Source organism: Frankia umida, from assembly GCF_023242945.1.
GTDB lineage: Bacteria > Actinomycetota > Actinomycetes > Frankiales > Frankiaceae > Frankia > Frankia umida.
Map to the genome: position 1 here is coordinate 71,560 of NZ_JALKFT010000009.1, position 19,264 is coordinate 90,823.

Below are 19,264 nucleotides of genomic sequence, written 5' to 3' on the forward strand. Positions count from 1 at the left end.
CACGGATGTTGAGGCCGCACAGTGCGGCGCAGCGTGGCCATGGCATCGCGGGATGCGACACGCGCGGGCGGCGGATATGCCGAACAGTCATCCCGGCGGCGGGGTCGGCCGGGCCACGCCACCGCCGTGCCCCGCCCTGGCCGGCCGGCGTCGTGGTCGTTCGCCGCCATCGCAGTCCTTCCCTGTCCGCGGGCCGCGCGTCCCGGTCCGGGGCTTGGCTGGATCGCCACGGCTCCGTCCAGGGGGCACCCTAAGCCACTGAATTGTTTCCGTCTGTAACGACGTGGCGTGCGGTGCGTCCGATGTGGAGCTCCCGCCGCGTGAGCGTGTCTCCGGTGGTCGCCGCACGGCGTCATGCCCCGGGCCTGCGATGTCCTTGTGTGGTCCGCGAAGTGCGAGGCTGCCGCGTCTCTCGCCCGCGACACGCCCGTCGGGCATCGGACGTCGGACAGCGCAGGCGGGGGAGGGACGGCCCGGCCGGACGAGACGGATCGAGGCGGACCAGGCCGCGCGATACGACAGGTGGTGACCGTGGGGTGGCGAAACGCCGAGGTGTGACAGCCGTGCCGCGACCGCGGCGGTGGAGCGGGTGACCGGGATCGAACCGGCATGGCCAGCTTGGAAGGCTGGGGCTCTGCCATTGAGCTACACCCGCGAGGTGATCGAGGTCAGCTTACCCCGTACTATGGGGAGGCGACGCCACGGGGCGTAGCGTAGTGGCTAGCGCGCCTGCTTTGGGTGCAGGAGATCGGGAGTTCGAGTCTCCCCGCCCCGACCGACAGCCCGATAGCCTCGGCGTGTCATCCCGTCCGACGTCGTACCAGGAGACAGCCGCGCCGTGAAGGCCACCAAGGAGACCCTCAGTCCGACCCGGGTCAAGCTCACCGTCGAGGTGCCCTTCGACGAGCTCAAGCCCTCGCTCGACGCCACCTACCGCAAACTCGCCCGCCAGGTGCGGGTCTCGGGCTTCCGGCCGGGCAAGGTGCCGCCGCGGATCCTCGACCAGCGGCTCGGCCGCGGCGTGATCCTCGACGAAGCCGTCCAGGAGGCACTGCCGCAGCTGTACTCCGAGGCCGTCCAGGCCGAGGAGGTCGACGTGCTGTCGCGGCCCGAGGTCGACATCACCGAGTTCGCCGACGGCGGCCAGCTGGTGTTCACCGCCGAGGTCGACGTGCGACCCGAACTGACGCTGCCGGAGTTCTCCGACCTGTCCATCACGGTGGACGCGGCCGAGGTCACCGACGAGCAGATCGAGGAGCAGCTCGTCGGCCTGCGAGACAGGTTCGCCCAGCTCACCCCGGTCGAGCGTCCGGTGCAGGACGGCGACTTCGTCTCCCTGGACCTGTCCGCCCAGGTGGACGGCGAGCCGGTCGAGGGTGCCGAGGCGACCGGCCTTTCCTACGAGGTCGGCAGCGGGAACCTGGTCGCCGGCATCGACGAGGCGATCATCGGTGCCGCCGACGGCGAGTCCCGTACCTTCACCACCGAACTGCTCGGCGGTGACCAGGTCGGCCAGTCGGCGGAGGTCACCGCGACGGTGCGCGGGGTCAAGGAGAAGGACCTGCCGGCGCTCGACGACGAGTTCGCCACCATCGCCAGCGAGTTCGACACGCTCGAGGAGCTGCGGGCGGACGTGGCCCGTCGCCTCGAGCAGACCCGCCGCGCCGAGCAGGTCGGGCAGGCCCGGGAGAAGCTGCTCGAGGCGCTGCTGGAGCGGGTCGACGTGCCTGTCCCCGACTCGCTGCTGGCCAGCGAGCTCGAGGCGCGTGAGCACCGGCTGACCCACGAGCTCGAGCACCTGGGCACCGACCGGGCCGGCTACCTGGCCACCCTGGAGAAGTCCGCCGAGGAGTTCGACGCCGAGGTGCGGGAGAACGCCGGCAAGGCGATCCGCTCGCAGTTCATCCTCGACGCCGTCATCGACGCCGAGTCGATCGGCATCGATCAGGGCGAGCTGATGGAGCAGGTCATCATGCGCGCCCAGCGTTCCGGGGTGCAGCCCGACGTGTTCGCCCAGCAGCTCGCCCAGGGCGAGGGTCTGCAGGCTCTGATGGCCGACGTGCTGCGGACCAAGGCCCTGTTCCTGCTGCTGGAGAGTGTCGCGGTGGTGGACGGCGAGGGCAGCCGGGTGGAGCTCGCGCTGCCCAGCCGCGCCTCGACCGAGGGCGACGAGGCCGAGAGCGACGAGGCCGAGGGTGACGAGGCCGAGGGTGACGCACCCGCGGCGGAGGCGGTCGAGGGCGACGAGAGCGCCCCGTCGGCCGAGGCGGCCACCCCCGCCGAGTCCACCTCCGCCGAACCGGCCGCGTCCAAGGGCAAGGTTCGCGACCGCGACATCTGAGTTCCGCCCCGCACGGCAGGGGCGCCCCGCGGGCGCCCGAACGGCCGCTGCGTCACCGATGGCCCCCGGGATAGATCCCGGGGGCCATCGTCGTTGAGCGGCCCGTACGGTCGGGCGTGGCCGGCACCGACGCGACCAAGGGTCACCGCGTCGCCGAACGTGGCCGGGTGCCGCCGGGTGCCGCCGGGTGCCGCGGGGTGTCGCGGGGTGTCGCCGGGGGGCGGTTGGACTGGCCGGTCCTCACGCCCAGCGCGAACATCGAGCCGGAAGGACCGGAACTCGCGCGTGTCACAGATAGTGTCGAGCCGGTCAATCAGCCGCCCCATGTGAGGAAGCCGAGGAGCTGACCGTGAGTAACCTCGCAGTTCCGCGCCTGCCCGTCTCGGGTTCGGAGCTCCGTTCGCCCGGCCAGGGCGGACCCGCGTTCGACGACCAGGTCTTCAACCGACTGCTGGCCAACCGGATCGTCTTCCTCGGCTCGGTTGTCGAGGACTCGATCGCCAACACGATCTGCGCGCAGCTGCTGCTGCTCAACGCGGAGGACCCGACCCGCGACATCTTCCTCTACATCAACTCGCCGGGCGGCTCGGTCAGCGCCGGGATGGCGATCTACGACACGATGCAGTTCGTCGAGAACGACGTCGCCACCGTGTCGCTGGGCCTCGCCGCGTCGATGGGCCAGTTCCTGCTGTGCGCGGGGGCCGCGGGCAAGCGCTACTCCCTGCCGCACGCGCGGATCATGATGCACCAGCCGTCCGGTGGGATCGGTGGTACCGCCTCCGACATCGCCATCCAGGCGGAGCAGATGCTCTACACCAAGCGGATGATGCAGGAGCGCATCGCGTTCCACACCGGCCAGCCGATCGAGCAGATCGAGCGCGACTCCGACCGTGACCGGTGGTTCACCGCCGGGGAGGCGAAGGACTACGGCTTCGTCGACCACGTCGTCCAGCAGGCCCGCCAGGTCCCCAGCGAGGGCCCGGTGAGCTGAGCGGCCCACCGGCCGCCGCTGGACACTGCCACCCCACTGGCCGCCCCTCACCCGGACCGCACGTCGTCATCCGCTTCCCGGAGGCACCCACCATGTACCACGAGACGCTCTACCAGCAGATGCGGTCCGATCAGGCCCGCCAGGCCGCCATGATGGCCCCGCAGGGCCGCTACGTCCTGCCGAACATCATCGAGAAGACGTCCCGCGGCGAGTACGGCATGGATCCGTACTCGAAGCTGCTCAAGGAACGGATCGTCTTCCTTGGCGTGCAGATCGACGACGTGTCGGCCAACGACGTGATGGCGCAGTTGCTGTTCCTGGAGTCCGAGGACCCGGACCGCGACATCTCGATCTACATCAACTCCCCGGGTGGGTCGTTCACGTCGCTGACCGCGATCTACGACACGATGCAGTTCGTCCGGCCCGACATCTCGACGATCTGCATGGGCCAGGCCGCCTCCGCGGCCGCGGTGCTGCTCGCCGCCGGTACGCCCGGCAAGCGGTTCGCGCTGGAGAACAGCCGGATCCTCATCCACCAGCCGTCCGCGCAGGGTGAGGGCCAGTCCAGCGACATCGAGATCCAGGCCCGCGAGATCCTGCGGATGCGGTCGCTGCTGGAGCGGATGCTCGCCGTGCACACCGGCCGCAAGGAAGAGGCGATCCGCAAGGACATCGAGCGGGACAAGATCTTCAGCGCCGAGGAGGCCAAGGCGTACGGCCTGATCGACGAGGTCATCAAGACCCGCAAGTCCTCCCGGCTCGCCACCACGAGCTGAGCGGTGCGCCTGTCGTGTCCCGGTGTGGCAGACCTGCGACACCGGGACACGGGTGGGTGCAAACGTGGTCAGCGGGTCCAGTCCGTGACGCCTTGGCCTAACGGGACGGTGTGGACGCGCGAGGTCGGCCCAGGTGACCGTAGGCTGACCGGTATGAGCCGAGCGATAGGGCACTCACCGGGTCGCTCGGCGGGGTACCGTCCCCACGGGGATGGTTGCAGGCAGACACGCGACGACCGGGCGGTGTCAACCGCCCCTGACACGCAGGCGACACCATCGTCTGGACGAAGGGACTGAGTCCTCGGTGGCACGCATCGGTGATGGCGGTGACCTGCTCAAGTGCTCGTTCTGTGGCAAATCGCAGAAGCAGGTGAAAAAGCTCATCGCCGGCCCTGGCGTCTATATCTGCGACGAGTGCATCGATCTGTGCAACGAGATCATCGAAGAGGAACTCTCGGAGTCCTCCGAGCTCAAGTGGGACGAACTCCCCAAGCCGCGTGAGATCTACGAGTTCCTCGACGGCTACGTCGTGGGCCAGGAGACGGCGAAGAAGACCCTGTCGGTCGCGGTCTACAACCACTACAAGCGGGTGCAGGCCAGCGGATCCGCGACCGGCGACGGCAGCAAGGGCGAGGTCGAGCTCGCCAAGAGCAACATCCTGCTGCTCGGTCCGACCGGCTGTGGCAAGACCCTGCTCGCGCAGACCCTCGCCCGGATGCTCAACGTCCCGTTCGCCATCGCCGACGCGACCGCGCTCACCGAGGCCGGTTATGTCGGTGAGGATGTCGAGAACATCCTTCTCAAGCTCATCCAGGCCGCTGACTATGACGTCAAGAAGGCTGAGACCGGCATCATCTATATCGATGAGGTCGACAAGATCGCGCGTAAGTCCGAAAATCCCAGCATCACCCGGGATGTCTCCGGGGAAGGCGTGCAGCAGGCGCTGCTGAAGATTCTCGAGGGCACCACCGCGAGCGTGCCGCCGCAGGGTGGCCGCAAGCATCCGCACCAGGAGTTCATTCAGATCGACACCACGAATGTCCTGTTCATTGTGGGTGGGGCGTTCGCCGGTCTGGACCGGATCATCGAATCCCGGATCGGCAAGAAGTCCCTCGGTTTCCGCGCCGTGCTGCACGGCAAGGACGACCCGGACGCCGCCGACGTCTTCGGCGACATCATGCCCGAGGACCTGCTCAAGTACGGCATGATCCCCGAGTTCATCGGCCGGCTGCCGGTGCTCACCAGCGTGTCGAACCTCGACCGCGAGGCGCTGATCCGCATCCTCACCGAGCCGAAGAACGCGCTGGTCCGCCAGTACAAGCGCCTGTTCGATCTGGACAACGTCGACCTCGACTTCACCTCCGACGCGCTGGAGTCCATCGCCGACCAGGCGATCCTGCGCGGCACCGGCGCCCGTGGCCTGCGGGCGATCATGGAGGAGGTGCTGTTGTCGGTCATGTACGACATCCCCAGCCGCAAGGATGTGGCCAGGGTCGTCGTCACCCGCGAGGTCGTCCTCGAGCACGTCAACCCGACGCTGGTGCCCCGGGACGTTGCCTCCAAGCGTGCCCCCCGCCAGGAGAAGTCCGCCTGACCGTACGAGCACCGCACGGCACGGCCCCGTACGGGGACGCGCGGCACCGTACGCAAGCGCGAGGCCGCGTCTGACCACGTGTCCGGTGGCGCGGCGCGTGCTGGTCAGCGCGTGCTGGTCAGCACGCGGCGGGCCTCGGTGAGGTGGTAGAAGGACCCGGTCACCAGGATCGCCGTGGCGGGCGCCGCCTGTTCCAGGGCGTGGCGCACGGCGGTGGTGACATCCGCCAGGGCCAGTGCCGGCCGAAGGCCGAGCCGTCCCGCCGCGGCGACCAGCTCCTGGGCGGGGATCGCCCGTGGGGACGCGGGCTCGCAGCACAGCACCGCCGCGATCCGGTCGGGGTCCAGTTCCGCGAGGGTGGCCTCGAAGTCGTGGCCGCGCAGCGCCCCGTAGACCACGTTCCACCGTTGGCCCGGGAACTCCTCGGCCAGCGACCGGGCGAGCGCCGCGGCGGCGGCCGGGTTGTGCGCGCCGTCGAGCACCCGCGGCGGATCGGTGCCGACGATCTCGAGGCGCCCCGGCGCCCGGACGGTGGCCAGGCCCGCCTCGACGACGTCGGCGGGCAGCCGGTGACCGACGAAGGCCTCGACGGCCGTGAGGGCGCAGGCGGCGTTGGTCTGCTGGTAGGTGCCGTGCAGCGCCAGCAGCACATCGTCGTAGTGGGCCAGGGGTGTGCGCGGATCGCCGCGGCGGCCGGCGCCGGCGGGGTCCGGGCGGCCGTTGTCGAAGGCGAACTGCGCACCGAGGCGCACCACGTCCGCGGCCGGGGTGCGGGCGAACACCTGGTCGAACCGGGCCGCGACGTCGCCGAGGACGAGCCGACTCCCGGGCTTGACGATGCCGGCCTTCTCCCGGGCCACCCCGTCCAGGCTGCCGGCGTAGTCCAGGTGGTCCGCGCCCACGCTGGTGACCACCGCGACCCGTCCGTCGGCGATGTTGGTCGCGTCCCACCGGCCGAGCAGGCCGACCTCGACCACCGCCACGTCCACGGCGCGCTCGGCGAACCAGCCGAAGGCGGCGGCGGTGAGCAGCTCGAAGAACGTCGGACGCTCGGCCATCGGCGTGGCCGCGTCCACCGCGGCGCCGACACAACGGGCGAACGCCTCGTCGTCGGCGGGCTGGCCGTCGAGCACGAGCCGCTCGTTGACCCGTTCCAGATGCGGGCTGGTGTACAGCCCGACGCGCAGCCCCGCCGCGCCGAGCAGCGACGCGGTGATCCGGGCGGTGGACGTCTTGCCGTTCGTGCCGGTCAGATGGATCACCGGGAACCGGCGTTGCGGATCGCCGAGGCGCCGGGCCAGTTCGCGCATACGGTCCAGGCTCGGCACCGGTGGCTGCGCGGTGATCGCCTGTTTCTCCAGGTCGACCGATTCGTTCAACGCCTGACACGCCGCCGCATATGTCCACGTCACCGGCTGACTTCGCCTCCCTGACCCCGCGGCGCCGAGCGCTGCCGCACTGGCGTCCGCCGCCCCGACCTCGGACGGACGGACCCCGACTGACCGGCCTCGACAGTAGCGACTTGGGCAACACGGACGAACAGTTCGGACCGTCCGGAGGGCGAACGTGCCGCAGCACACCCGGCCGGATCGGCCCCCGTAGGATCGGGGACGTGACAGGCGCCACGGTCAATGCCGGTACCACGCCCGACTCAGGTTCCCCCGCGTCCCCGGGTCAGGTGGCCTGGTCGGGTCCGTCCCGGTTCGCGGCCGCCTACGCGCGACGGGCCGGGGTCACGGCGCAGCCCGGGCTCGAGCGGCTACGCCGCCTGCTCGACCTGCTGGGCCAGCCGCAGCGGTCGTTCCCGAGCATCGTCGTCGCCGGTTCGGTGGGCAAGAGCTCGACCCTCGCCGTGATCACCGCCCTGCTCGAGGGGTTCGGTGTCCGCGCGGGCAGCCTGCGTGCGCCCGACTGGCTCGGCCCGGCCGAGCAGGTGGGGCTGGGCGGCGCTCGGATTCCGGCGGACGTGCTCGAACGCGCCTTCGACGACATCGAGCCCTACCTGCCGTTGGTGGAGGATGACGGCCACCTCGGCGCCCGCGAACTGCTGCTCGCGGTCGCGATCGCCGCCTTCGCCGACGCCCCGGTCGACCTCGCGGTCATCGAGTCCGGCGGGCCCGGTTCCGAGCTGCCCGGTGCGGGCGGTTTCGGTGACCTGGCCGACCTGCTCGACGTGCCGGTCGCCGCGGTGACGCCGGTGGCCCCCGCCTGGTCCGACGCCGGCTGGGCCGACAGCGGCGAGTCCGCCGGTGGCGAGTCCGGCGCCGGCTGGTCGGGTGATGACTGGTCCGAGGATGGCGGTTCGGACGGTGGCGGTTCCGCCGGTGGCTGGTCGGTCGACCTCGCCGGGGAGGCGGACGAGCCGCGGCTCGACCGGGTCGCCGCGCCGGTGGGAACCGTGATCCGTTCCGGCACGCTGGTCGTGCTCGCCCAGCAGGCGCTGCCGGCGGCCCGGGCGTTGCTGCGCCGAGCCGCGCTGGCCGGCAGCACCGTGGCGCGTGAGGGCATGGAGTTCGGGGTGCTGGGCCGCCGGGTCGCCGTCGGCGGCCAGATGATCACGTTGAAGGGGCTCGGCGGTACCTACGAGGAGCTCTTCCTGCCCTTGCACGGCGCGCACCAGGCCCACGACGCCGCGGTCGGGCTCGCCGCGGTCGAGGCGTTCCTCGGCGGTGGGCAGAACCAGCTTGACCTGGACATCGTGCGGGCCGCACTCGCCCAGGTGGACGGCCGAGGCCGGCTCGAGGTGGTCCGGCGCAGCCCCACCATCGTGCTGGACGTGGCCGACAGCCCGCCCGCCGTCACCGCCGTGGTCGAGGCCCTGCGCGAGGCGTTCGGCTTCGACTCCCTGGTCGCCGTCGTCGCCGTGGAGGGGGACGAGGCCACGGCGGCCCGGATGCTCGCCGTGCTGGAGCCGGTCCTGGCCGCGGTGGTGCTCACCGACGGCGCGACGGCGGGCGCCCTGCCCGTGGACGATCTGGCCGCCGTCGCCGGCGGGGTGTTCGGCGCCGACCGGATCGAGGTCACCCCCCGGCTCGAGGACGCCCTCGACGACGCGGTTCGCCTCGCCGAGGCCGAATCCGAGCTCGGCGGGGCCGGGGTGCTGGTCCTGGGTTCGGCGCCCGTTGTGGGACGGGCGAGGGCGTTGCTGCGCTTCTGAGGCGGCCCGGTTCGGGCATGGTGATGTCTGCGGCACCCTGTAAGTTGACGTGGGGCCCACGGGCTCCGCTGACGACGATGTCGATGATCGAGAAGGAGTACCGTGTCCGCCGAGCGCACCCTCATCCTGGTCAAGCCGGACGGCGTCAGCCGTGGTCTCGTCGGTGAGGTGGTCGGCCGGCTCGAACGCAAGGGGCTCAGCCTGGTGGCCCTCGAGCTGCGCACGCTCGAGCGTTCGGTCGCCGAGACGCACTACGGCGAGCACGCGAGCAAGCCGTTCTTCGGTGAGCTCGTCGACTTCATCACCTCCGGTCCGCTGGTGGCGCTCGTCGCCGAGGGCCCCCGTGCGGTCGAGGCCTCCCGCGGCCTGATCGGCGCGACCGACCCGGTGAAGGCCGTTCCCGGCTCGCTGCGTGGTGACTTCGCCACGGAGATCGGCCAGAACCTCGTGCACGGCTCCGACTCGCCGGAGTCCGCCAAGCGGGAGATCGACCTGTTCTTCCCCGGCCTGAGCTGACGTTGGTACCCGTTCGAGGTCAGCCTGTCCGGCCGGCCTCGAACGGCGGCCCGCCATGGTCGCTGGGCCCGGCATGCGGCACCTGTTCGGAAAACCGCGCTGTGTAGCTTCTTTCCGACGCCTGGGTATCCAGCGGGTCGATCCGGCGCAACCGTGACACGAGTGGTTTGACCGCCGTCCGGGACGGCGGGTGGCCGCACGGCGGTCTACCCTTGCGATACTCGCCCGGAGCGTGTTCGGTGGGTCGCGCGGGCCGGCTGTGCCGGTCGGTCGCACGCATCGCGGCAGGCTCGGCGGCCAGCCCTGCCCGAGCAACGAACCCTGTACGTGATTCACGCGGTTGTCCGGTTCCGGTGACCACCGGCGTCGCCGCGCCGAAGGCGGCCAGGACCGCATCCCCCCGGGAAGGTCGGTACCGACGATGTCCAGCTCACTGTCGTTTCTCGGTCGTGACATGGCCGTTGACCTCGGTACCGCCAACACCCTGGTGTATGTGCGGGGGCGCGGCATCGTCCTGAACGAGCCGAGTGTGGTCGCGATCAACACGACGACCTCGGGCATTCTCGCCGTCGGTACCGACGCCAAGCGCATGATCGGCCGCACCCCGGGCAACGTCGTCGCGGTCCGTCCGCTCAAGGACGGCGTCATCGCCGACTTCGAGACCACCGAGCGGATGCTGCGCTACTTCATCCAGAAGGTGCATCGTCGGCGTCACTTCGCCAAGCCGCGTCTGGTCGTCTGTGTGCCCTCGGGAATCACCGGTGTCGAGCAGCGGGCGGTCAAGGACGCCGGTTACGAGGCCGGTGCCCGCCGGGTGTTCATCATCGAGGAACCGATGGCCGCCGCGATCGGCGCGGGCCTGCCGGTGCACGAGCCGACCGGCAACATGGTGGTCGACATCGGCGGCGGCACCACCGAGGTCGCGGTGATCTCGCTGGGTGGCATCGTCACCAGCCAGTCGATCCGCACCGCCGGTGACGAACTCGACGTCGCGATCATCTCCTACGTGAAGAAGGAGTACTCGCTGATGCTCGGCGAGCGCACCGCGGAGGAGATCAAGATGGCGATCGGTTCGGCCTTCAAGGTGCCTGACGAGCCCAGTGCCGAGATCCGCGGGCGCGACCTGGTCACCGGCCTGCCCAAGACGATCGTGGTGTCCGCGGAGGAGATCCGCAAGGCGATCGAGGAACCGGTCAACGCGGTGATCGACGCGGTCAAGGTGACGTTGGACCGCTGCCCGCCGGAGCTCTCCGGCGACATCATGGACCGTGGCATCGTCCTGACCGGTGGTGGCGCGTTGCTACGCGGCCTGGACGAGCGGCTGCGGCACGAGACCGGTATGCCGATCCACATCGCCGAGAACCCGCTGCATTCGGTGGCGATGGGCTCGGGCAAGTGCGTCGAGGAGTTCGAGGCGCTGCAGCAGGTGCTGATCTCCGAGCCGCGGCGCTAGCGCCGGACCCGCGGCGCACCCGGCGTCCACCGCCCGGTCACCCCCTGGGGAGCACCTCCGGGTGGGGCCACGGGGAGAATCCGCCTCGCGGTCCCGCCCCGGCGGGCAACGACCGGTCCGATCCGGGAACATCGCGGCGAGGTCGGTCGTCCGATGAAAACGATGGGTGGTGTCCCCGCGCGCCCGGTCGCGGTGCGTACGCGATCGCGGTGCGGGACCTGAGAGCTCGTTCGGAGGCTGCTGTGGGGCGTGACACGAGGCGATCCCGCCTGGTGATCGCCGCTCTGCTCATCGCGGCGTTCACGCTGATCACCCTCGACTACAAGACGGGACGTTCGGCGACCGGCGCCCGAGGCGTCGTGCACAGCGCGCTCGGCGGCGTCGAGGACGGGGTGAGCGCCGTGTTCCGGCCGATCGGCCACACCGTCTCGTCGCTGGCCCACCCCAACCGCTATCACGACCGGGCCGACCGGCTCGCCCAGGAGAACGCCCGGCTGCGTCGTGACCTCGCCGACGACAAGATGATCACGCAGACCGGCAAGGAGCTCGCCGATCTGCGGTTGCTGGCGAACAAGGGTCAGTACACCATGGTCCCCGCCCGGGTGATCGCGATCGGCGACGTCACCGGCACCGACTGGACCGTGACCATCAACGCCGGCAAGGACGACGGCATCGCCACGGACAAGACCGTCCTGAACGCCGACGGCCTGGTCGGCACGGTCGCGTCGGTGACCGCCCACACCGCCGTCGTGCGGCTGGTCTGCGATCCGAACAGCCGGATCGGTGCCCGGCTCGAACGCACCCAGCTCCTCGGCGCGGTGGCCGGGGGGCAGGGCCCGTCCACCCTGGTCTTCACCGTGTACGACGCGTCGTTCCGGGTGCAGAAGGGTGACCGGCTCACGACCTTCGGCAGCCTGGACTACGTCGCCGGCGTGCCGATCGGTGAGGTCACCAAGGTCACCGACGTCGGCGGGCTGTCGCGCACGGCGGAGGTGCGACCGTACGTGTCCGTCGGCACGCTCGACCTCGTCGGTGTGGTCGTCGGGCGCCCGACGGTCGACCCCGGGGACCGCCTGCTGTCCCCCCAGCCCGCCCCCCCGGAGCCCACCGCCCCCGCCCCGGCACCGGAGGCCACCCTCGTTCCGGATGCCGCCGCCTCCCCAGGCGCCACGACGCAGGGCGCGACCGGCACCTCCGGCACCCCGGGCGCGACGGGCACCCAGGGCGGGGCTGGCTGAACCGGCATGTGGGAGATCCTCGACTCCGACGAGTCCGTGCGGGTGCGGTCGGTGGTGGCCGCGGTCCTGATGCTGCTGGTCGCGATCGTCGCGCAGGTGTCGGTGGTGGCGCGGTTCAACCTGCCCGGCGGGCGGCTCGACCTCGTCCTCGTCCTGCTGGCGTCGATCGCGCTGATCGAGGGGCCGCTGGTCGGGGCGATCAGCGGCTTTGTCGCGGGCCTGGCCGGCGATCTGGCGTCCACGCATGTTCTCGGACAGTCTGCTCTCGTTATGTGCCTGATCGGTTACGCTGTGGGTCTGGTGATGGATGCGGCGGAACGGTCGGTAGCGGTGCCTCTGGCGGTGATCGGCGGGGCCAGTGTGCTGGGCACCCTGGGCTATGCGGCCATGACGTCGCTGCTCGGTGAGGCGGCGATGACCGGCGGTGAGGCCATCCGACGGGCCGTCGTCGCGGGCCTCTACGCGGTGATCGCCACGCCCTTCGTGTTCCCGTTGCTGCTGCGGGGCGCGCGCCGGCTCGCCGGGGACCGCGGTCGGGGCGGCCGATGAACGACCGGATGCGGGTCCGCGTCCTGCTGCTGCGGGTCGCGGTGCTTTCGCTGCTGGTCACGCTCGGTGCCCGGCTGTGGGTGCTGCAGATCCTTGACGGTGACCACTACCGGCAGGTGGCCGAGACCAACCGGGTCCGCGAGGTGGTCACCCCGGCGACCCGCGGCATGATCCTCGATGACCATGGCCAGCCGCTCGTGCGCAACCGCACGTCCCTGGTGATCTCGGTGAACCGGTCGACCACCGATCGCCAGCCCGACCGCGGCAAGGCCGTGCTGACCCGGCTGGCCGGCGTGATCAACACCCCCGCCGACGACCTGGTCAAACGCATCCGCTTCTGCACCGCCCAGGTCAAGCCGCCCTGTTGGAACGGTTCGCCCTACCAGCCGGTTCCGGTGGCCAAGGACGTCTCACCGGCGCAGGCCCTCGCGGTGATCGAGCATCCCGACCGTTTCCCCGGTGTGTCCGCCGATCTCCAGGCCGTCCGGGAGTACCCGCAGGGGTCGCTGGCCGCGCACGAACTCGGCTACCTCGCCCCGGTCACCCAGGACCAGCTGGACAAACAGGGCGACGAGAAGGGCTACCACCTCAACAGCCTGATCGGCGTCGCCGGCCTGGAAAGCACCTACGACGACCAGCTGCGCGGCACGGACGGCGTCCAACGCCTGGAGGTCGACCGGTTCGGCCGGGTGGCGGGCACCGCGTCCACCACCGAGCCGGCCAGCGGCGACCATCTGGTGCTCAACCTCGACCTCGGTGTGCAGCAGGCCGCCGAACAGGCCCTGCAGGACACCATCAACTCCCTCGGCGGGGGCTCACGCACCGGATCCGCCGTCGTGCTGAACGCCCGGACCGGCGGCGTGGTCGCGATGGCGAGCCTGCCGTCCTACAACCCGTCGGTGTTCGTCGGCGGGGTGTCGGAGCAGGACTACCGGGCGCTGTCGGACCCGGCCAACGGCATTCCGCTGCTGTCCCGGGTCTACCAGGGTTCGGGTGCGGCGGGCTCGACGTTCAAGCCGGTCTCGACCGCCGTCGCGATGCAGAACCTCGGCGCCCGTGGCGACCAGCGGTTCCTCTGCTCGCAGACGCTGCAGATCGGCGACCAGATCTTCCACAACTTCGACGGTGAGTCCGCCGGGCCGATCACCCTGCACCAGGCCCTGGTGATCTCCTGCGACGTCATCTTCGACCAGTTCGCCTACGACTCCTGGCTCGGCGACGGTGGCCTGCGCAACGGACGCGGACCCTACGCGCCGCCCAAGGAGTACTTCGCCCGGATGGCCGAGGCCATGGGCTTCGGCCGCGGCACCGGGATCGACCTGCCGGGGGAGACGAAGGGGTCGGTCGTCGACCGGGCCGACGCCAAGGCCATCTGGGAGGAGTTGAAGGACTCCTACTGCCGGCGGGCGAAGAACGGCTACCCCGAGGAGACCGACCCGGCGAAGGCGGAACGTTTTCGCAAGTACGCCGCCGAGGCCTGCGTCGACGGCTACCTCTACAACGCCGGTGCCGCCACCCAGTTCGCCATCGGGCAGGGCCAGTACCTGTCGGTGAGTCCGCTGCAGCTCGCCAACGCCTACGTGGCGATCGCCAACGGCGGCACCCTGTACAGGCCGACCCTGGCCAAGGCCGCGATCTCGCCGGAGGGCAAGGTCGTGCAGACCTTCCAGCCGCACAGGATCGGCACCCTGCCGGTCAGCCCGGAGATCCTCGGCTACATCCGGGACAGCCTGCGGGGCGTGACCACCGAGCCCGGCGGCACCGGGACGGGCGTGTTCGCCGACTGGCCGAGCGCCACCATCCCGATCGCGGGCAAGACCGGTACCGCCGAGGTCGAGGGCCGGGGCGACACCTCGTGGTTCGCCTCCTTCGCCCCGGCGAACGACCCCCAGTACGTCGTCGTGGTGTCGATCCCCGACTCGGGCACCGGCGCCGAGTACGCCGCGCCGGTCGCCAAGCGCATCTACCAGGCGATCTACGGCGTCGGCCAGCCGGCCGCCCAGCCCGGTGGGCGACCCCCCGGGGCCCTGCCCAGGATCAACCGGGACGGCACGATCGCCGCCGCCACCGCCAGCGACCCGCTGCGCCCTCTGGGTCCCGGCGGGACGTCCAGCGCCGTCACGTCGATCCCAGCGGCCTCGGCCACCCCCCCGAACTCCGCCGGTGCGCTCCTGCCGGCGCTGGTCACGACGCCGACGAAGGCCCCGGTGACCACGCCGGTGGTCACCGGGGCCCCGACGTCCCCGCCGAGCCGTGCCCCGCCGTAGGAACAGCCGCGCGGGCCGCGGCGGGCGCGCAGATACCGCAGGAGGCGACGGGAGGTGGCGGGGATGAACCAGGACGTGGGGCCGACGGCGCTGCGGTCGTCGCCGGTGCCGGTGCGCGGGCGGATCGGGCAGCTACGGGACCGGGCGTCCGGGCGGCACTCGCCGTTGCGCCGGCTGGACTGGACGCTGCAGCTGTGCGTGGTCGCGCTGTCGGGTGTCGGCGCCCTGCTGGTCTGGTCGGCCACCCGCCAGCGCCTCGGCGAGGCCGGGGCCGACCCGCAGACCTTCCTCAAACGCCACCTGTTGAACCTGGTCATCGGCCTGCTGCTCGGCGCGGTCGCCACGGTCGTCGACTACCGGGTGATCCGGGCCTACGCGCCGTTCGTCTACCTGGGATCGCTGGTCGGCCTGGTGGCCGTGCTGGTGCTCGGGTCGACCATCAACGGCGCCCACTCGTGGATCGTGCTGCCGGCGGGCTTCCAGTTGCAGCCGTCGGAGTTCGCCAAGGTCGCCCTGGTGGTCGGCGCGGCGATGATCCTCGGCGAGAAACACGAGGACCGGCACACGGGCATCCAGCACAGCGCGCCCGGGCACGCCGACGTGCTGCTCGTGCTCGGGCTCACCATCGTGCCGATCGGGCTGATCATGCTGCAGCCGGACTTCGGCACCGTCATGGTGCTGGTGTTCACCGTGCTGGGGATGCTGGCGGTCAGCGGGGCGCCGCGGCGCTGGGTGCTCGGGCTCGTCCTGTGCGGGGTGCTCTTCGGCACCGCCATCCTGCAGTTCCATCTGCTGGCGCCCTACCAGGAGGCCCGGCTGACCTCCTTCGTCTCGGAGAACAAGGCGGCCAGCGGCACCGGGTACAACGTCAACCAGGCCATGATCGCCATCGCCAACGGTGGGATCTTCGGCCGGGGGCTGCTGCACGGCCAGCAGACCCAGGGGCAGTTCGTCCCCGAACAGCAGACCGACTTCGTGTTCAGCGTCGCGGGGGAGGAGCTCGGCTATCTGGGCGCCGCCGGGATCGTCGTGCTGCTCGGCGTGGTGCTGTGGCGGGCGCTGTCGATCGGTTTCGGCTCGCAGGACTCCTTCGGCGCGCTGATCGCCACCGGGGTGGTCTGCTGGTTCACGTTCCAGTCGTTCGTGAACATCGGGATGTGCCTGGGCATCATGCCCGTCACCGGACTGCCGTTACCGTTCCTGTCCTACGGCGGTTCGTCCATGTTCGCGAACATGATCGCCGTGGGTCTGCTCCAGAACGTCCGGCTGCGTTCACGCTCGGACCCGTACGCCATGTAGGGGTGGCGGCGGTGACCGTACGGCGCCGGTCGCGGCGTGCCGTAGGCTCGCGTGCATGTCCGGACAGTCGCTGTTCGCTCGCCTGGAGCCGCTGCTCCCGCGGGTGCGTCGACCCGTGCAGTATGTCGGTGGCGAAGGGAACTCCATCGTCAAACCGTGGGAGACCGCCGCCGTCCGCTGGTGCCTGATGTATCCGGACGCCTACGAGGTCGGCCTGCCCAACCAGGGCCTGCAGATCCTCTACGAGATTCTCAACGAGCAGCCCGACGTGCTGGCCGAACGCACCTACTCGGTCTGGCCCGACCTCGAGGCGCTGCTGCGCGAGCACGACCTTCCCCAGTTCACCGTGGACGCCCACCGTGCCGTCGGCGACTTCGACCTGCTCGGCGTCAGCTTCTCCACCGAACTCGGCTACACCAACCTGCTGACCGCGCTCGACCTCGCCGGCATCCCGCTGCACACGGCCGAGCGCCGCGAGCACGACCCGGTGGTCGTCGCGGGCGGGCATGCCGCGTTCAACCCGGAGCCGATCGCCAGGTTCGTCGACGCCGTCGTCCTCGGCGACGGCGAGCAGGCGGTGCTCGGGATCACCGACGTCGTGCGGGTCTGGAAGGCGGCCGGCAGCCCCGGTGGGCGCACCGAGCTGCTGGCCCGCCTCTCCCGGCGGCGCCTGGTGTACGTGCCGGCGTTCTTCGACGTCACCTACCGGCCGGACGGGCGGATCGAGGCGGTCCGGCCCAACCGGGACGACATCCCCGCCCGGCCGAGCAAGCACACCCTGTCCGACCTGGACTCCTGGCCCTACCCGAAGGCGCCGCTGGTGCCGCTCGCGGAGACCGTGCACGAGCGGATGAGCGTGGAGATCTTCCGCGGCTGCACCCGTGGCTGCCGGTTCTGCCAGGCCGGGATGATCACCCGCCCGGTGCGCGAGCGCAACATCGAGACCGTGGGCGCCATGGTGGACGCGGGGTTGCGCGCGACCGGCTTCAACGAGGTCGGGCTGCTGTCGCTGTCGAGCGCCGACCACAGCGAGATCGGTCGGATCGCGACCGGCCTCGCCGACCGGTACGCCGAGAGCAAGGTGTCGCTCAGCCTGCCCTCGACCCGGGTGGACGCCTTCAACGTCACCCTCGCCAACGAGTTCTCCCGCAACGGCCGCCGCAGCGGGCTCACGTTCGCCCCCGAAGGCGGCTCCGAACGGCTGCGCAAGGTCATCAACAAGATGGTCAGCGCCGAGGACCTGGTCCGCACGGTCAGCACCGCCTACGAGCACGGCTGGCGGCAGGTCAAGCTCTACTTCATGTGCGGCCTGCCCACCGAGACCGACGAGGACGTCCTCGAGATCGCCGACCTGGTCCGTGCGGTCATCCGCGCCGGACGGGCCGCCAGCGGTCATCGGGACATCCGCGCGACCGTGTCGATCGGTGGCTTCGTGCCCAAGGCGCACACCCCGTTCCAGTGGGTCGGGCAGGCCTCACACGAGGTCACCGACGCCCGCCTGAAACTGCTGCGCGACCGGGTACGGGCCGACCGGGAGATCGCCAAGGCAGTCGGATTCCGCTACCACGACGGACGTCCGGGCATCATCGAGGGCCTGCTGGCCCGCGGGGACCGTCGCGTCGGCGCGGTGATCGAGCGGGTCTGGCGTGAGGGCGGCCGCTTCGACGGCTGGAACGAGCACTTCTCCTTCGACCGCTGGGCCAGCGCCGGAGCCGCGGAACTCGAACCGCTGGGCGTGTCGGTGGACTGGTACACCACCCGGGAGCGCGAGGAACGCGAGATCCTGCCCTGGGACCACCTCGACGCCGGCCTCGACCGGGACTGGCTGTGGGCCGACTGGCAGGAGGCCCTGCGCGGGACCGAGCTGGACGACTGCCGCTGGACGCCCTGCTACGACTGCGGGGTCTGCCCGACCATGGGCACCGACACCCAGATCGGCCCGACGGGCCGCACGCTGCTGCCGATCGCGGGTGTCTCCGCCGGTGGCATGGCCGGCGACCCCGACACCTCGGCAGCGGACGCACCACCGGCGGACGCACCACCGGCGGAGGCGGTCAGTCCGGCCATGGCGGCCACCGGGGATGAGGCGGTGGTGCGCAGTGGCGCGTCGGCCTGAGGGCCCGCCACCGCCGCCCGTGGTCGCCCGGGTCCGGCTGCGCTTCGCCAAGCGGGGAAGGCTGAGATTTCTGTCACATCGGGACGTCGCTCGCACGTTTGAGCGCGGCCTGCGACGGGCCGAGGTGCCGATGGCCTACTCGGCGGGGTTCAGTCCGCATCCGCGGATCTCCTGGGTGGGCGCGGCGCCGACCGGGGCCGCCAGCGAGGCCGAGTACGTCGAACTCGCGCTCGCCGTCGTCGTCGAGCCCGACCGGGTGCGGGCGGCGCTGGACGCCGCGCTTCCACCCGGCCTGGACGTGCTCGACGCCGTCCAGGCTGCCAGTGGTGCCAGTGGTGCCGGTGGTGCCGCTGGTTCTGGGGCCGCCGGTTCGGGTGCCGGTGGTTCGGGGAGCCTGGCCGATCGGATCGACGCCTCCCGTTGGCGCATCCGGCTGCCGACGCTCGGCGAGCCGGCCCTGTCCGCCGCGGTCGCGGAGCTTCTGCGGCGGGACGAGGTGCAGGTGGAACGGGCGACCAAGGACGGTCGTCGGCGTTTCGACGCTCGCGGGGCTGTGGTCTTGGCCGTTTGTCGTGCGGAGAACGACACATGTGCGATACTGGAGTTGGTCGCACGGCACACGACGCCCGCTGTGCGGCCAGATGACGTGCTGACCGCCCTGTACGTGGTAGCTGGTCTGCGCCCGTCGGCTCCTCCCGAGCCCACCCGGCTTGAGCAGGGCCGGCTGCTCGATGATGGAACGCTGGCGGATCCGCTGGCGCCGGACCGCAACGACGCTGGCCGGCTGGTGGGTCGCTCCTCAGTGTGATGCAGGGCGTCGCAGGATTTCCCGGCGCTGTTCGCGTCGGACCGAGACAGTGGCTTCTGCGCGGTCGCGACTGCACATGCAGCGCGCCCGGGAGCCCGAGAGGCTTCTTAACCCGTGCCCGACGATGACCTGACTACCCAGACCCAGACTGATCTGGAA

At 71.0% G+C, this 19,264-nt stretch carries 14 protein-coding genes and 2 tRNA genes; 14 read left to right on the forward strand and 2 right to left on the reverse strand.

Going from position 1 to position 19,264, the window contains the following annotated elements; translation table 11 throughout:
* Positions 1-581: 581 nt before the first annotated feature.
* Positions 582-655, reverse strand: a tRNA-Gly gene (locus tag MXD59_RS11330).
* Between the two features lie 47 nt (positions 656-702).
* Here MXD59_RS11330 and MXD59_RS11335 point away from each other — a divergent pair.
* From MXD59_RS11335 to clpX, 5 genes are all read left to right on the forward strand, one after another.
* Positions 703-775, forward strand: a tRNA-Pro gene (locus tag MXD59_RS11335).
* A gap of 63 nt (positions 776-838) precedes the next feature.
* Positions 839-2,341, forward strand: a complete 1,503-nt coding sequence (tig, locus tag MXD59_RS11340) for a trigger factor (protein WP_248824645.1) — start codon at positions 839-841, stop codon at positions 2,339-2,341.
* A gap of 349 nt (positions 2,342-2,690) precedes the next feature.
* Positions 2,691-3,332, forward strand: coding sequence for an ATP-dependent Clp protease proteolytic subunit (locus MXD59_RS11345; protein ID WP_248810697.1), 642 nt, complete (start codon positions 2,691-2,693; stop codon positions 3,330-3,332).
* Positions 3,333-3,481: 149 nt separating this feature from the next.
* On the forward strand, positions 3,482-4,108 hold the full coding sequence (locus tag MXD59_RS11350) for an ATP-dependent Clp protease proteolytic subunit (RefSeq protein WP_276511369.1): 627 nt from the start codon (positions 3,482-3,484) through the stop codon (positions 4,106-4,108).
* Between the two features lie 304 nt (positions 4,109-4,412).
* Entirely contained in the window at positions 4,413-5,702 is a 1,290-nt protein-coding gene (clpX, locus tag MXD59_RS11355; RefSeq protein WP_163549139.1) for an ATP-dependent Clp protease ATP-binding subunit ClpX, read from the forward strand.
* A 104-nt stretch (positions 5,703-5,806) separates the two neighbouring features.
* Here clpX and MXD59_RS11360 read toward each other — a convergent pair whose 3' ends face one another.
* Positions 5,807-7,081 (reverse strand): bifunctional folylpolyglutamate synthase/dihydrofolate synthase, encoded by a 1,275-nt coding sequence (locus MXD59_RS11360; protein ID WP_248824646.1) that lies wholly within the window; start codon positions 7,079-7,081, stop codon positions 5,807-5,809.
* A gap of 233 nt (positions 7,082-7,314) precedes the next feature.
* Here MXD59_RS11360 and MXD59_RS11365 point away from each other — a divergent pair, with 233 nt between their 5' ends.
* From MXD59_RS11365 to MXD59_RS11405, 9 genes are all read left to right on the forward strand, one after another.
* Positions 7,315-8,859, forward strand: coding sequence for a glutamate ligase domain-containing protein (locus MXD59_RS11365; RefSeq protein WP_248824647.1), 1,545 nt, complete (start codon positions 7,315-7,317; stop codon positions 8,857-8,859).
* Positions 8,860-8,961: 102 nt separating this feature from the next.
* The gene (gene ndk / locus MXD59_RS11370; RefSeq protein ID WP_163549136.1) at positions 8,962-9,375 is read left to right on the forward strand and encodes a nucleoside-diphosphate kinase; all 414 of its coding nucleotides are present in this window, start codon (positions 8,962-8,964) and stop codon (positions 9,373-9,375) included.
* Positions 9,376-9,796: 421 nt separating this feature from the next.
* Positions 9,797-10,828: a rod shape-determining protein gene (locus MXD59_RS11375; protein WP_248810691.1), complete on the forward strand. Its 1,032-nt coding sequence runs from the start codon at positions 9,797-9,799 to the stop codon at positions 10,826-10,828.
* Between the two features lie 242 nt (positions 10,829-11,070).
* Positions 11,071-12,066: a rod shape-determining protein MreC gene (mreC, locus tag MXD59_RS11380; RefSeq protein ID WP_248824648.1), complete on the forward strand. Its 996-nt coding sequence runs from the start codon at positions 11,071-11,073 to the stop codon at positions 12,064-12,066.
* 6 nt (positions 12,067-12,072) lie between these two features.
* Positions 12,073-12,615, forward strand: a complete 543-nt coding sequence (gene mreD / locus MXD59_RS11385; RefSeq protein ID WP_248824649.1) for a rod shape-determining protein MreD — start codon at positions 12,073-12,075, stop codon at positions 12,613-12,615.
* Entirely contained in the window at positions 12,612-14,882 is a 2,271-nt protein-coding gene (mrdA, locus tag MXD59_RS11390) for a penicillin-binding protein 2 (RefSeq protein WP_248824650.1), read from the forward strand. The genes mreD and mrdA overlap by 4 nt, the downstream gene beginning before the upstream one ends.
* 63 nt (positions 14,883-14,945) lie before the next feature.
* Positions 14,946-16,181 carry a rod shape-determining protein RodA gene (gene rodA, locus MXD59_RS11395; protein ID WP_248810686.1) on the forward strand — a complete coding sequence of 412 codons (1,236 nt, stop codon included), beginning with the start codon at positions 14,946-14,948 and terminating at the stop codon, positions 16,179-16,181.
* A 55-nt stretch (positions 16,182-16,236) separates the two neighbouring features.
* The gene (locus tag MXD59_RS11400; RefSeq protein WP_248824651.1) at positions 16,237-18,297 is read left to right on the forward strand and encodes a TIGR03960 family B12-binding radical SAM protein; all 2,061 of its coding nucleotides are present in this window, start codon (positions 16,237-16,239) and stop codon (positions 18,295-18,297) included.
* Complete coding sequence (locus tag MXD59_RS11405; RefSeq protein WP_248824652.1) at positions 18,281-19,105, forward strand: TIGR03936 family radical SAM-associated protein; 825 nt, start codon at positions 18,281-18,283, stop codon at positions 19,103-19,105. The genes MXD59_RS11400 and MXD59_RS11405 overlap by 17 nt, the downstream gene beginning before the upstream one ends.
* Positions 19,106-19,264 lie beyond the last annotated feature (159 nt).

What these genes read in the sequence shown, in the direction of transcription:
- MXD59_RS11350 (WP_276511369.1), top strand. Translation starts at nt 3,482, where the DNA reads ATGATGGCCCCGCAGGGCCGCTACGTCCTGCCGAACATCATCGAGAAG.
- MXD59_RS11375 (WP_248810691.1), top strand. Translation starts at nt 9,797, where the DNA reads ATGTCCAGCTCACTGTCGTTTCTCGGTCGTGACATGGCCGTTGACCTC.
- mreD (WP_248824649.1), top strand. Translation starts at nt 12,073, where the DNA reads ATGTGGGAGATCCTCGACTCCGACGAGTCCGTGCGGGTGCGGTCGGTG.
- mrdA (WP_248824650.1), top strand. Translation starts at nt 12,612, where the DNA reads ATGAACGACCGGATGCGGGTCCGCGTCCTGCTGCTGCGGGTCGCGGTG.
- rodA (WP_248810686.1), top strand. Translation starts at nt 14,946, where the DNA reads ATGAACCAGGACGTGGGGCCGACGGCGCTGCGGTCGTCGCCGGTGCCG.
- MXD59_RS11400 (WP_248824651.1), top strand. Translation starts at nt 16,237, where the DNA reads ATGTCCGGACAGTCGCTGTTCGCTCGCCTGGAGCCGCTGCTCCCGCGG.